The sequence below is a fragment of the Bacteroidia bacterium genome (genome assembly GCA_027493955.1).
GTDB lineage: Bacteria > Bacteroidota > Ignavibacteria > SZUA-365 > SZUA-365 > JAOSJT01.
Window position 1 is genome coordinate 2,394,725 of sequence record JAOSJT010000001.1, and the last position, 13,826, is coordinate 2,408,550.

General features: G+C 58.4%; 6 protein-coding genes. All 6 read right to left on the minus strand.

Annotated features, from left to right (window positions below; genetic code table 11):
• Positions 1 to 3 precede the first annotated feature (3 nt).
• The gene (locus M5R41_09080) at positions 4 to 822 is read right to left on the minus strand and encodes a hypothetical protein (GenBank protein ID MCZ7556540.1); all 819 of its coding nucleotides are present in this window, start codon (positions 820 to 822) and stop codon (positions 4 to 6) included.
• Between the two features lie 10 nt (positions 823 to 832).
• Positions 833 to 1,612, minus strand: coding sequence for a geranylgeranylglyceryl/heptaprenylglyceryl phosphate synthase (locus M5R41_09085; protein ID MCZ7556541.1), 780 nt, complete (start codon positions 1,610 to 1,612; stop codon positions 833 to 835).
• Complete coding sequence (gene alaS / locus M5R41_09090) at positions 1,609 to 4,200, minus strand: alanine--tRNA ligase (protein ID MCZ7556542.1); 2,592 nt, start codon at positions 4,198 to 4,200, stop codon at positions 1,609 to 1,611. The genes M5R41_09085 and alaS overlap by 4 nt, the downstream gene beginning before the upstream one ends.
• 27 nt (positions 4,201 to 4,227) lie before the next feature.
• The gene (locus M5R41_09095; GenBank protein MCZ7556543.1) at positions 4,228 to 4,512 is read right to left on the minus strand and encodes an ATP-dependent Clp protease adaptor ClpS; all 285 of its coding nucleotides are present in this window, start codon (positions 4,510 to 4,512) and stop codon (positions 4,228 to 4,230) included.
• Positions 4,513 to 4,771: 259 nt separating this feature from the next.
• Positions 4,772 to 5,074 carry a DUF493 domain-containing protein gene (locus tag M5R41_09100; protein ID MCZ7556544.1) on the minus strand — a complete coding sequence of 101 codons (303 nt, stop codon included), beginning with the start codon at positions 5,072 to 5,074 and terminating at the stop codon, positions 4,772 to 4,774.
• A 324-nt stretch (positions 5,075 to 5,398) separates the two neighbouring features.
• Complete coding sequence (locus M5R41_09105; protein MCZ7556545.1) at positions 5,399 to 13,171, minus strand: hypothetical protein; 7,773 nt, start codon at positions 13,169 to 13,171, stop codon at positions 5,399 to 5,401.
• Positions 13,172 to 13,826: the final 655 nt, after the last annotated feature.

Below are 13,826 nucleotides of genomic sequence, written 5' to 3' on the forward strand. Positions count from 1 at the left end.
GGTTCATCGGAGGTCGCGCAATATAGTGAGAGCTTGCGCGGCTTCCTGGGATTCCGGATAGCGGATGCGGAGAGCTTCGAGGTCGCCGCGGGCATCGGGAGTCTGATCGAGCGCGATCCGGGCGCGAGCGCGTCCGAGCAAGGCGGCCGCCGCCTTGTCGGAAGGTTCGCAGCCGAGCACAGCGGTAAACAGACGTGTCGCGCTCTCATGGCGCGCGGATCTCATTTCGGACTCAGCCATCCAGTAAAGGCAGTTGTCCGCCATGTCGTTCGCCGGCGCATGGAGCAATGCCTGGAAACTCATGAACGCAAGGTCGTCCTTCCCCGCCTGGTGCTGGCGCAGGGCTTCCTGATACTTGCGGAGATAGTCGAGATCCGGCGCAGCGGCTGCGCTGAATGCCAACGGCGCTCCGGAGGCGTTCAGCTTCAGCCAGCCGCCTTCCGTACCTGCCGCCGCGGGAGCCGGCGGCGCGCTGCGATCCGCCACGGGAGGGACATCTGTATCGGATGGTGTATCCGCCGTGCGGGCAGGTACGCGATCCGTTTGTGCTGTGCCGGCCTCGGTCGAGTCTGCATAGAGAATTTCCGCCAGACGTGCGGAGAGCAGACGATTCTGATCGTCGAGATGCAGATTCTCCCGCTCGATGGCCGCAAGACGGTCGAGAAGCAATACCGCCTGTGAGCGGCACTCGTTGAGCTGCAGTTCCAGCGAATCCGCATGGGAAGTCAGCGTCGCTTCCATACTGTCAAGCTCGGACAATGGGACACAGCCGTTGAGCAGTACGGCGATGCCACCGAGCAGAAATGCGCAGATGCGTTTCATCGGTGTGCCCCTAGACCTCAGTGATGCTGCGCGCCGGTCCCGCATGGACGGCTTCGGCGAAGTCGCGGAGCTGCGCGCGGTTACGCTCATCTTCGAAGTGATTTCCAATGACGACGATCGCGGCACCGGCGGCCGCTTTTTCCGCGGCCAGTTCCGGCCTGGCGATGCCACCTCCGACGATAACCGGAACATCCACCATGGCGCTCACCATCCGGATCATATCATTCGGCACCGTCTGCTCTGCGCCGCTGCCGGCCTCGAGATAGATCAGTTTCATGCCCAGCATTTCCGCGGCCATGGCGTGCGCGGCGGCAATTTCGGGTTTCTGTCGCGGTATGGGTTTGGAGTACGACATGAACTCGGTGGACGTCACCGTATTCGAGGAGATGATCATGTACGCGGTGGAAATCGCTTCCAGCCCCAGCTCGCGCACCATGGGTGCGGCAATAACATGCTGACCAATGAGTTGCTCGGGATTGCGGCCGCTGACAATAGAGAGGAAGAGTATCGCATCCGCGAGTGCGGATATCTGATGCACGCCACCGGGAAAAATGATCACCGGACGCGTGGCGGCGATTTTTATGTGCCGCAACGTGTCTTCGAAACGCGGCAGGAGTGCCAAAGAACCGCCGACGAGAAAACCGTCCACGCCGGCGTGTTCCGCTTCGGCAACAAATCCGGGCAGCGACTCCATGTCTGCCTTGTCCGGATCGATCAGGACAAACAGCTGCTTTTTTCCTTCCTGAAAGGCGGAAAAAAGAGTGTTATACACTGCCGGGGGCTGTGTCATGCGGTCATCATCTCTCGAATGATGGCGGGTGCTTCGGAGAGAACGGCATCGAGCGCTGCGACATCCTTTGCGCCGGCGGTCGCCATGTGCGCGCGGCCTCCCCCGCCACCACCGAGTTTTTTCGCCAGCGGTCCGACGATGGAGCCCGCCTTCACACCTTTGGAGACAAGGTCATCCGTAACGACACACACCAATTGCACTTTGCCCTCGATGTCGGCCGCAAGCAGACCCACTCCCGAGCCAAGTCGTTCGCGCAGGACATCACCGAGCGCCTTCAGTTGGTCGGCGTCAGTGATGGGCATTCTGGCTATCACGAGGCGGCTTCCGCCTATCCTTTCCGCCCCGGCGATGAGCGCATCGATTTCGGCGGAGCCCTGTTCGACGGCGAGCCGGCCGAGTTCCTTTTCCAGTCCCCTGAGCCGCTCCTGCAGTTCCGCTTCCCGGCCGCGCTGTTCCGCCAGTTGCGCCTGAAGCCGGACAATATACTCCATGACTCCTCGTCCGGTCACAGCCTCGATGCGCCGGGTACCGCTGGCGATGGAGCCCTCGCTGACGATTTTCAGCAGACCAATTTCCGCGGTGTTCTGCACATGCGTACCACCGCAGAATTCCATCGAGAAGCCGGGGATCTCGAGCACATTGACGTGATCCCCGTATTTGTCTCCGAAAAACATGAGCGCACCCATGGTTTTTGCCTGCTCGAACGGAATGTCCCTGTGCCGTCGCACAGGAAGGCCCATGAAGATGTGCCGGTTGACGAGACCTTCAATTTCGGTGAGTTGCTCGTCCGATATTTTCTCGAAGTGAGAGAAATCGAAGCGCAGATGTTCCGCATCAACCAGTGAGCCCGCCTGCTGCACATGCGTACCCAGAACCTGGCGAAGCGCCGCATGGAGCAAATGCGTCGCGGTATGGTTGCGCATGGTGTCGCGACGCGCGTGTGCGTCCACCTCAGCATGCACAACATCGCCGAGTGCCGGAGTGAATGCGGGTGAGGCCTCGACCACATGCACAAGCGTACCGTCGCTTTTCAGCAAGCCGCGCACTGTTGCGTCGACATCCTTCCAGGTGAGCAGCCCGCCGTCGCTGACCTGACCACCGGATTCGATGTAAAACGGCGTACGGTCGAGCATGATGTACAAGAGATCCGCCTCGGGGTGCAGGCCGATCACGGTTGCGTCCACGCCCATTGTATCGTATCCGACAAATTGACTTTCGGTCCTGTCGCCCAAGGTTTCGAATTGCAGTTCCCCCTGCGTATTTGCCATGGGAATGACGATTTTACTTTTCGTCACGGCGCGGGAACGCTGCTTTTGCCGGGCGAGGAGAGCCTCAAACCCGTTCTCATCGATAGAGAGTCCGCGTTCCTGCGCGAGCAGATTTGTCAGGTCCAGAGGAAAGCCGAAGGTATCGTACAGTTTGAAGACGTCCTCCCCCGCTATAACTGTCGCACCATGCAGCCGGGTACGGTCCACGATATCTTCGAAAATCTCCAACCCGCGGTCGAGTGTGGCATTGAAGCTTTCCTCTTCGGAGCGGATCACACGTTCGATGATGGAGCGTTTTTCCACGAGTTCGGGAAAGACAGCACCCATGGTATCCGCCAACGTCGCGACCAGCTGCCAGAGGAAGGGTTCGCGCATACCCAGATTCCTGCCAAAGCGCGCTGCGCGACGAAGAATGCGGCGAAGCACATAGCCCCGGCCATCTGGTCCAGGCATTGCGCCGTCGGCAATGGAGAAGGAGAGCATGCGGATGTGGTCAGCGATGACGCGCATGGCTATCTGCCGGTGCTCCTCTTCGTAGGGTTGCCGGGTCACGCTTGCGACGGCGTCGATCAGCGGCATGAAGACGTCGGTATCGTAATTGGAGGTTTTTCCCTGCAGCACGGCGCAGATGCGTTCGAAGCCCATGCCGGTGTCCACATGCTTTTTCGGAAGCTCGTGCAGCGTCCCTGTTTCGTCGCGATTATACTGGATGAATACGAGATTCCAGATTTCCATCACTTCCGGAACACCCGCGTTCACGAGAGGGCCGCCGCTTTTGTCGGGTGTCAGGTCGATATGGATTTCGGAGCAGGGGCCGCACGGGCCGGTCTCGCCCATTTCCCAGAAGTTGTCCTTTTCTGCGAAGCGATGTACATGCGCCGGATCAATATCCGTCAGCTCGGTCCAGAGCCCGAAGGCCTCGTCGTCGTCCTGATACACCGTCGCATGCAGGCGATCCTTCGGAAGCTTCCATACTCCGGTGAGCAGTTCCCAGGCCCACGAAATTGCTTCGCGTTTGTAGTAGTCGCCGAAGCTCCAGTTGCCGAGCATCTCGAAAAACGTATGGTGATAGGTATCGCGACCGACTTCTTCGAGATCGTTGTGTTTGCCCGAGACGCGGATACATTTTTGTGTGTCGGCGGCGCGCAGATAGTCGCGTGAACCCGTCCCGAGAAACACATCCTTGAACTGATTCATACCCGCATTGGTGAACAGCAGTGTGGGATCGTCATGGGGCACAACGGGTGCGGAATCCACGATGCGGTGTTGTTTACCGGAGAAAAAGTCGAGAAAGCTCTGTCGTATTTCGCTGGATGTCATGGGATAGAGGGGGCTGTGCGTGGAATGTCAATACTCGATTTGTGTGTGCAGGGCGATTTCCTCAAGTACATGGCTCACACGCAGGCATTCATTCATATCGCCGGTGTACACGCAGGCCTTTCCGCGAGTGTGCACTTCCCAGGCGAGCGCCTCCGCCTTGTCGTGTGAGCAGGAAATCGCTTTCATGAGTTGATCGATCACCTCGTCGAAGGAATGCAGATTGTCATTGAACAGAATGACTTTTGCGGGCAAGCCGGTATCGGTGCCGTCGGTCACATCAGTTTCGATTTCCGGTGTAGCGAGCGGACTCATAATGTCTAAGATGCTGATTCACCACAAACAAGGTAAAATACGCAGGCGACACATGAGGGGCAACCGACATGGGACTCCGATAAATGCCGAAACATACAGGAGACGCGGACGTCACGCCGTGCGACGTCCGGGCTGATTCGTACGTGTGCCTGATTTCAGCGGCTGCGTCGCTTCCAGCGTAGCTTCTCCTGCTTTCGGAGAAGAACATTCAATGGCTTCGGGTTACAGCGTCTGACATCGGTGGCGCGATGACGGACGGCTACAGGAGCATCAGCACACCGTCGAGTTCCGAGATGCGCTCACGGCGATACAATGCCGTTTCGGCCGATTCCACGTAAATCTCGACACGGAAGGAAGAAAAATTCTTTTTCGAAGAGGCCCTCTCCTCAATGCGGAAGCTACCCTCTCCCTGCAATTCTTCGAGCAACAGATGCAGCGTTGCGTAGAAGGCGCTGCCTGCACGCGCGATAACCGTCATCGGGTACATGCCTGGAAGTACATGGTGGTCACGAATCACCTGAAGGAGTTCGTCGCGATTGAGTCGTCTATTGGGAAATTCCATCATACCGCAGAATTGGCAGAAAAAACAGAAGAGACAGAATGGTAGAAACAATAATACGCAATCATTGGCAATCATCCCCGGATACACCTGTGAAGGACAGAATCTGTTACATGCTCGAACGCTGGCTTGCGAGGTCTCACCGAAGCGGGCCGGGGCCTGATACATGGCCCGGATCATTCGCGATGCTCCTTCCCGGTTCGCCCGATCTTTCCTCTGTGCACATGCTGCCACCGAACTCCCGGGGCGCGCGTGCCCCTCCATTTCTACGGACAAAAAACGGGTCCGCCGGATGGCGGACCCGCTGGCAAGTGAGGATGAAGTGGATTACTTCACCAGCATCATGGTCTTGACGGAGGCGAACTTCCTTCCGTCAGTACCGACCGCCGTCATGCGATACATGTAGACGCCCGAAGGCAAATCCTTCCCGTAGGTGGAGGAATTCCACATGACCGAATGGCGTCCTTCGCGCACCGCACCATCGACGAGCACTGCAACGGGCGTACCCAGTGAGTTGTACACTGCGATATGTACCTCGCTGTTGACCGGCACAGCGTACTCGATGACCGTAGATGGGTTGAAGGGATTCGGGTGATTCTGGAAGAGTTGGAAGTCCGAAGGCATGACCTCCGCGTCATTGCTCTTGGGTGGCAATGTCGGCCAGTAGCCCGCGAAGAAACGCGCCTCATCGAAGCCACGATTATACGCGTCGAGTGCCATGGTGATATCGGCCAGTGAGGCTCCGTAGGTGTTCTGTCCCGCCAGGGCCATGTTCGCGAGGGCGAGCAGGTCTGGCAGATACAGATCCGTCGCAAGCGGATAGAGTGCCTGCAGCGCCGTGATCACACTGGGCGGGATGTAGAAGGCCAAGGGTGTTGCGAGCGGCATCTCGACGTCATCTCCGTCGAGACAAATGCCATTCACATAGTCGGCCTGAATGGTATACATGTACGGCAGCGTCGCGGGAGGAAGTTTGACTCCCGTCAGCAGGTTCGGATCAAGCCTGAGGTTCAGCGCGAAGGTAATCGTCTGACCCAGAAGGATATTACGGAACTTGCCGTTCAAGAGCTGCGAGAAGTTGCCCGGAATAATGTTGCAGTTGTTGCCGAAGTAGTAATTATTCGACTGCAGCACGGCAGCGGGTCCTCCCGACGGCATGTACTGCACCAGGCAGGCCCCCTTTCCGGGATCGATGGTGAACGAGTGTCCCGGCAGACCGACTGTGAGCGGCGTGGTAAGCAGGACGTTGTTCAGTAGTGGTATCCTGGTCTGACCGGTAGCGCACCACGTGCCGTTGGCGTTACCGTACGCACCTTGCGTCAGTGTGGCGAACTGGCAGCGCAGTTCGACAATCGTCTGCGAAACCGAATCGGACCAGTTCTGACATGCATCCACAATCCACCATGAACGATAATGCCACTTCGTCCCATCGGGCTGAGGCAGTATCATATGGTCGGTCTTGATGTGCAAAATGGGGAGCGGATCGCAATTGTCCGCATAGTCAGTGTTCAACTGCGGATCCCAGAAAACAATCGGATCAGCGCAGTCAACCACGATGTCCACCGGCGGCTGGTTGATCCACTGTGGACCTTCCGTGTCGTTGACCGTGAACGTCTTCGTCGCCTGACTCTGATTACCGCAAATATCCAGCGATGTAAACGTCACCGTCACTGTCTGATTGCAGTTGCTCGTCGGCGGCACATAATCGGAAGCTACCGCCACAGTGCCGTCGCAATTATCGAGAGCACTGGCTGTTGCGATCCACGTCGCCACAGCGCTTGCGTCGTAGCACTGCAGGGTCAGGTCAGTTGCGGGTACGGTAATTTGCGGTGGCGTGTCGTCATACACCGTTATGATCTGATCACAGGTCGCGCTGTTGCCGCACACATCCGTCGCCATGTACGTGCGGGTGACGGTGAAGCGGTTCAGGCAGGTCTGATTGCTGATCACGTCGCCGACATGCGTTACGGTAACCGTTCCCGCACAGTTGTCCGTCGCGATGACGGTCGTGATATCCGGATTCGGCACCTGCGAGGCGCACTGCACGGTGACGGCCTGCGGACAGGTGATCGTCGGCGGTGTGTTGTCGTTGACCGTGATGATCTGCGCACAGGTCGCGCTGTTGCCGCACACATCCGTCGCCATGTACGTGCGGGTGACGGTGAAGCGGTTCAGGCAGGTCTGATTGCTGATCACGTCGCCGACATGCGTCACGGTAACCGTTCCGGCACAGTTGTCCGTCGCGATGACGGTCGTGATATCCGGATTCGGCACCTGCGAAGCACACTGCACAGTGACGGCCTGCGGACAGGTGATCGTCGGCGGTGTGTTGTCATTGACCGTGATGATCTGCGCACAGGTCGCGCTGTTGCCGCACACATCCGTCGCCATGTACGTGCGGGTGACGGTGAAGCGGTTCAGGCAGGTCTGATTGCTGATCACGTCGCCGACATGCGTCACGGTAACCGTTCCGGCACAGTTATCCGATGCGGTGACGGAGTTGATATCCGGATTCGGCACCTGCGAAGCGCACTGCACGGTGACGGCCTGCGGACAGGTGATCGTCGGCGGTGTGTTGTCATTGACCGTGATGAGCTGCGTACAGGTCGCGCTGTTGCCGCACACATCCGTCGCCATGTACGTGCGGGTGACGGTGAAACGGTTCAGACAGGTCTGATTGCTGATCACGTCGCCGACATGCGTCACGGTAACCGGGCCGCAATTGTCCGTCGCGGTCACTGTCGTGATGTCCGGATTCGGCACCTGCGAAGCACACTGCACAGTGACGGCCTGCGGACAGGTGATCGTCGGCGGTGTGTTGTCATTGACCGTGATGATCTGCGTACAGGTCGCGCTGTTGCCGCATACATCCGTCGCCATGTACGTGCGGGTGACGGTGAAGCGATTCAGACAGGTCTGATTACTGATCACGTCGCCGACATGCGTCACGGTAACCGTGCCGGCACAGTTGTCCGACGCGGTGACGGTCGTGATGTCCGGATTCGGGACCTGCGAAGCGCACTGCACGGTGACGGCCTGCGGACAGGTGATCGTCGGCGGTGTGTTGTCATTGACCGTGATGATCTGCGCACAGGTCGCGCTGTTGCCGCACACATCCGTCGCCATGTACGTGCGAGTGACGGTGAAGCGGTTCAGGCAGGTCTGATTGCTGATCACGTCGCCGACATGCGTCACGGTAACCGTTCCGGCGCAGTTATCCGTCGCGGTGACGGTCGTGATATCCGGATTCGGCACCTGCGAAGCGCACTGCACGGTGACGGCCTGCGGACAGGTGATCGTCGGCGGTGTGTTGTCATTGACCGTGATGATCTGCGTACAGGTCGCGCTGTTGCCGCACACATCCGTCGCCCTGTACGTGCGGGTGACGGTGAAGCGGTTCAGGCAGGTCTGATTGCTGATCACGTCGCCGACATGCGTCACGGTAACCGTTCCGGCACAGTTGTCCGTCGCGATGACGGTCGTGATATCCGGGTTCGGGACCTGCGCTGCACACTGCACGGTGACGGCCTGCGGACAGGTGATCGTCGGCGGTGTGTTGTCATTAACCGTGATGGTCTGCGTACAGGTCGCGCTGTTGCCGCACACATCCGTCGCCATATACGTGCGGGTGACGGTGAAGCGGTTCAGGCAGGTCTGATTGCTGATCACGTCGCCGACATGCGTCACGGTAACCGTTCCGGCACAGTTGTCCGTCGCGATGACGGTCGTGATATCCGGATTCGGCACCTGCGCGGCGCACTGCACGGTGACGGCCTGCGGACAGGTGATCGTCGGCGGTGTGTTGTCATAGACTGTGATGATCTGCGTACAGGTCGCGCTGTTGCCGCACACATCCGTCGCCATATACGTGCGGGTGACGGTGAAGCGGTTCAGGCAGGTCTGATTGCTGATCACGTCGCCGACATGCGTCACGGTCACCGTTCCGGCACAGTTATCCGATGCGGTGACTGAGTTGATATCCGGATTCGGCACCTGCGAAGCACACTGCACGGTGACGGCCTGGGGACAGGTAATCGTCGGCGGTGTGTTGTCATTGACCGTGATGATCTGCGTACAGGTTGCGCTGTTGCCGCATACATCCGTCGCCATGTACGTGCGGGTGACGGTGAAGCGATTCAGACAGGTCTGATTACTGATCACGTCGCCGACATGCGTCACGGTAACCGTGCCGGCACAGTTGTCCGACGCGGTGACGGTCGTGATGTCCGGATTCGGGACCTGCGAAGCGCACTGCACGGTGACGGCCTGCGGACAGGTGATCGTCGGCGGTGTGTTGTCATTGACCGTGATGATCTGCGCACAGGTCGCGCTGTTGCCGCACACATCCGTCGCCATGTACGTGCGGGTGACGGTGAAGCGGTTCAGGCAGGTCTGATTGCTGATCACGTCGCCGACATGCGTCACTGTCACCGTTCCGGCGCAGTTATCCGTCGCGGTGACGGTCGTGATATCCGGATTCGGCACCTGCGAAGCGCACTGCACGGTGACGGCCTGCGGACAGGTGATCGTCGGCGGTGTGTTGTCATTGACCGTGATGATCTGCGTACAGGTCGCGCTGTTGCCGCACACATCCGTCGCCCTGTACGTGCGGGTGACGGTGAAGCGGTTCAGGCAGGTCTGATTGCTGATCACGTCGCCGACATGCGTCACGGTAACCGTTCCGGCACAGTTGTCCGTCGCGATGACGGTCGTGATATCCGGATTCGGCACCAGCGCGGCGCACTGCACGGTGACGGCCTGCGGACAGGTGATCGTCGGCGGTGTGTTGTCATAGACTGTGATGATCTGCGTACAGGTCGCGCTGTTGCCGCACACATCCGTCGCCTTGTACGTGCGGGTGACGGTGAAGCGGTTCAGGCAGGTCTGATTGCTGATCACGTCGCCGACATGCGTCACGGTAACCGTTCCGGCACAGTTATCCGATGCGGTGACGGAGTTGATATCCGGATTCGGCACCAGCGCGGCGCACTGCACGGTGACGGCCTGCGGACAGGTGATCGTCGGCGGTGTGTTGTCATTGACCGTGATGGTCTGCGAGCAAGTCGCAGTGTTCTGACAGCCATCCGTCGCCTTGTACGTGCGGGTGATGGTATAGCGATTCAGACAGGTCTGATTGCTGATCACGTCGCCGACATGCGTCACGGTCACCGTTCCGCAATTATCCGTCGCGGTCACCGTTGTGATGTCCGGATTCGGCACCAGCGAAGCGCACTGCACGGTGATGGCCTGCGGACAGATGATCGTCGGCGGTGTGTTGTCGTTGACCAGGAAAGTCTTGGTGGCTGTACTCGAGTTGCCACACAGATCCGTTGCGGTAAACGTCACCGTCACCGTCCGGTTGCAGTTGTCGACGGGAGCCGTCCAGCTCGGCAGCACTGCGACAGCGCCGTCGCAAGCATCGAGCGCACTGGCAGTCGCAGCCCAGGATGCGACACCGCCCGCGTCGTAACACTGTTGTATCAGGGTCGTTGGCGGGAGAGTGATCACTGGCGGAGTGATATCCCTCACAGTAATCGTCTGCATCGCGGTACTGGAGTTGAAGCAGGCATCCCTTGCCGTCCAGGTCCGTGTTACCATATAATTACCCGGACAATTGCCAGGAGACACATTGTCGGTATGGGTGAGTACGGGCTGGGGATCGCAAAGATCAGAGACCTGCGGCGTCGAAAACACCGGTGTTGCAGGACAATCTATCGTGAGCGGACCGCCCACACCGGTGATGGACGGCGGGATGTTGTCCACCACAAAAATCGTCTGCGAGCACACTGCGGAATTCCCCCATAGGTCTGTGGCACGCCATGTGCGCGTCACGCTGTAGTTCTGCGGGCAATTTCCCGGCGTGGTGACATCGCCGACGATGATCACAACCGGATTCGGATCGCAGTTGTCCGTAACCGTGGGAGGGGTAAACGGAAGGACCGTCGGAGCCGGGCAGTTGATATTCTGGTCGGAGGCGCAACCCATTGTGGGTGGCGTGTCATCCTTGACCTGCACGGTGGCCTGACACATGGCCGAGCAGTTGTTGGCATCGGTCACGGTCAACATCAGGGTGTAGCTGCTGTTGTTGGTGTTGCTGGCGGTTACCGATACAGTGGGACCGGTGTTGGAGCCGTTGATAGTCCCTGTTCCGGCGCTGATCGTCCAGACATAGCTCGTCATGTTCGCGGGTCCCGCATGCACGGTTGTCGCACCCGGACAGACCGGATCGGTGTTTGTGATGATGCATGACGGGAGCGGGTTGACTGTTACCGTTGTCGAACAGGTGCTGAAGCAACCATCTGTACTTTCCGTCGTGAGTATCACAGTATAGCTGCCATCACCGCTGGCATTTACCGTAAGCTGCTGGCCATTCGTCGGGCCCACAATGGTCCCGTTACCGGTTACCTGCCAACTGTAGCCAACAATATTCACCGGCGGCGTATTATTTGCCGGGGCATAATAGGTATGGCCGGAAGAGAAGGCACAAACAGACAGAGGACCACCAGTAATGTCACATGCGGGCTGCGGGTACAGCGACAAGGTCGCACTGCAGCCTGTGGCAATGGACAGTCCATTGGCGTCCGTCAGTACCGCGGTATAAGTGCCGGTGGTAGTCGGTCCGGCGGTAATGGTGATCGCGAAGGTACTGGCGGAAAAATTATTCGGTCCCGACCAGCTCACCGTGTAGGGTGGTGTTCCATCGGCGATACGGGCTGCGGTAAAAGTTACCTGATCGCCCAGGCACGCCGTAACTGCTGATGGAGTGACCTCGCACTGCGGCGGTGGTACGAAATTACCGAAGTTGATATTCCCCTGTACATTTGTCGTGACAAGGTCCACCGCCCATGATTCGGGGGCGTATCCCAGCGCGATACCGGCTGCGGATGTTGCCACAGCGATTGCCGCTCCGCCGTTGATGCTTGTCGGTATAGGCGGATACGACTCATCCCATGTGGACGGCGGACTTTGAGCAAAGGCCGCGTAGGGGTAATTCGGTGGAGGAGATGCCGTGGGTTTCGGTCCCTGATGCAGTTCGCTTACAGTGTAAACAGCACCAGGCAGGCCGGTAAGACTGTACGCGCCCTGGCTGTCAGTTATCCGGGTGTACGATACCGGATTTCCTCCGACGATAGTCGAGATATAGATCGGCCAGCCCTCCAGCACCGGCTCACTCCCGTCACGCACGCCGTTCGCATTGGCGTCGTAATACTTCAATCCTGAAAGCTCCCCTGCGGGTGCGGGAGGGATAGGGATGGATACGGTACGGCTGCCGACACCGAGAACCGTCGTATGCCCCGATGCGCCCGGGACGTAGCCGGATCCCTGCCTGCTGTCGGTAGAAAATCCTGTCAGACTGTAAAGATAGCCACCCCAGGCGTCCGTCGGGGGGGTGTCAAGCTGACTTTGCAGCGAGAGTGTCCAGATAAACGTCTGGGAAAGATGAAGAACCAGGTAAATCTGGAGTGGCCCCGAATAGTTGGACGGAACACCCGCCGCAGTCAGGTCTGCCTGCGTTATCGTGAAGCAGCGCTCCGCCTCCGTGACCGTCCCGACACTCCCGTACGCGAGGGGAGTCGTCGTCAGATCGCGGTTCATCTGAGTTTCAGGCAAACTGAGAAGTTTCCATGCTGTCGAACCACTACCCCAAACATTCGCGTCCGGGCACTTCTGGGCGTTATTGAGTTCAAGCACGGTAGCGACAGGACATGGTGTGCCACTCGGGCTCGGCCATCCCCAGCCGCTATTCGTCGTCAGAGGGAAATAACTGCAACCGGTAAAGCCGACCTGTACACCACGAACCAGATCAACGAAACGCGCTGCGGGATTGCCCTTGGTAAAATCATAGGCAATCCGAATCGGCGTAAATCCAGTCGCTCCGAGATTGCTCACATTGATGGTCAGGCAATAGGGGACCCATTCACCTTCGTCCCAGGCGTTGCCGAGATTGCCGGTAGTCCAGGTTGTGGTGACATTGGTCCCACCCGTGATATTCGCTCTGAAGCCCTCGTATTTAGCGACGGACCAGCCCGTCTGCGCCGTAAGGCCAGGTGCGATGAAGAGCGTGAGGAGTGCGACGAGCACTCCGGTAACGGATTTCATGATGCCTCCTCATGAATCGTGAGTCATAGACATTAGTAGCTGTATATATGATATCGAACGCGGCGCACTCCCCGGATACCGGGCATGTGAAGCACGGCGTTGTCGTTTCACGCGGGACTCGCAATCATGATGAACTCAATCAGCGCCAGCGGCGGTCCTTCTTCCGGCGGACGTGTCATTCCACCGACGAAGCAGTGAAGAAAGACGCGGAGCGGTGTATTGTTGTTTGACGCCCGAACATAACACAACTTCTCATTCAAAGTCAAGTGCCGGCAGGGACAGCCGTAGCCGATCTATGCGCGGGCATCCCTCTAATTCCAGCCACTTTCCTTTATTGCTGTGTTTACGGACAAGCAGCAGGAATCATTTGCCTGCTACTTGGGGGAACATTCCCTTGTACACTTCCCCGTCTCTGAACACCCAGACAGCCGCAATTGCATCAACAGGGCGCACTCCGGTGCGAGCGACCGTTTCATCCATCTCTCTCCCCAGTTCGGCATGAATCATTTCCTGAATTTGATGGGTTACAGTCAGGAGTTTAAAAATCGTTCTCTCTGACTGGGTATTATTGTCTCAACTTCGACAGAAGTTCGTTTTTTTTTTAAGACGCATCGGAATTCTTCGATGCACAGCAGCTGTGGGACAAATTCCGGCT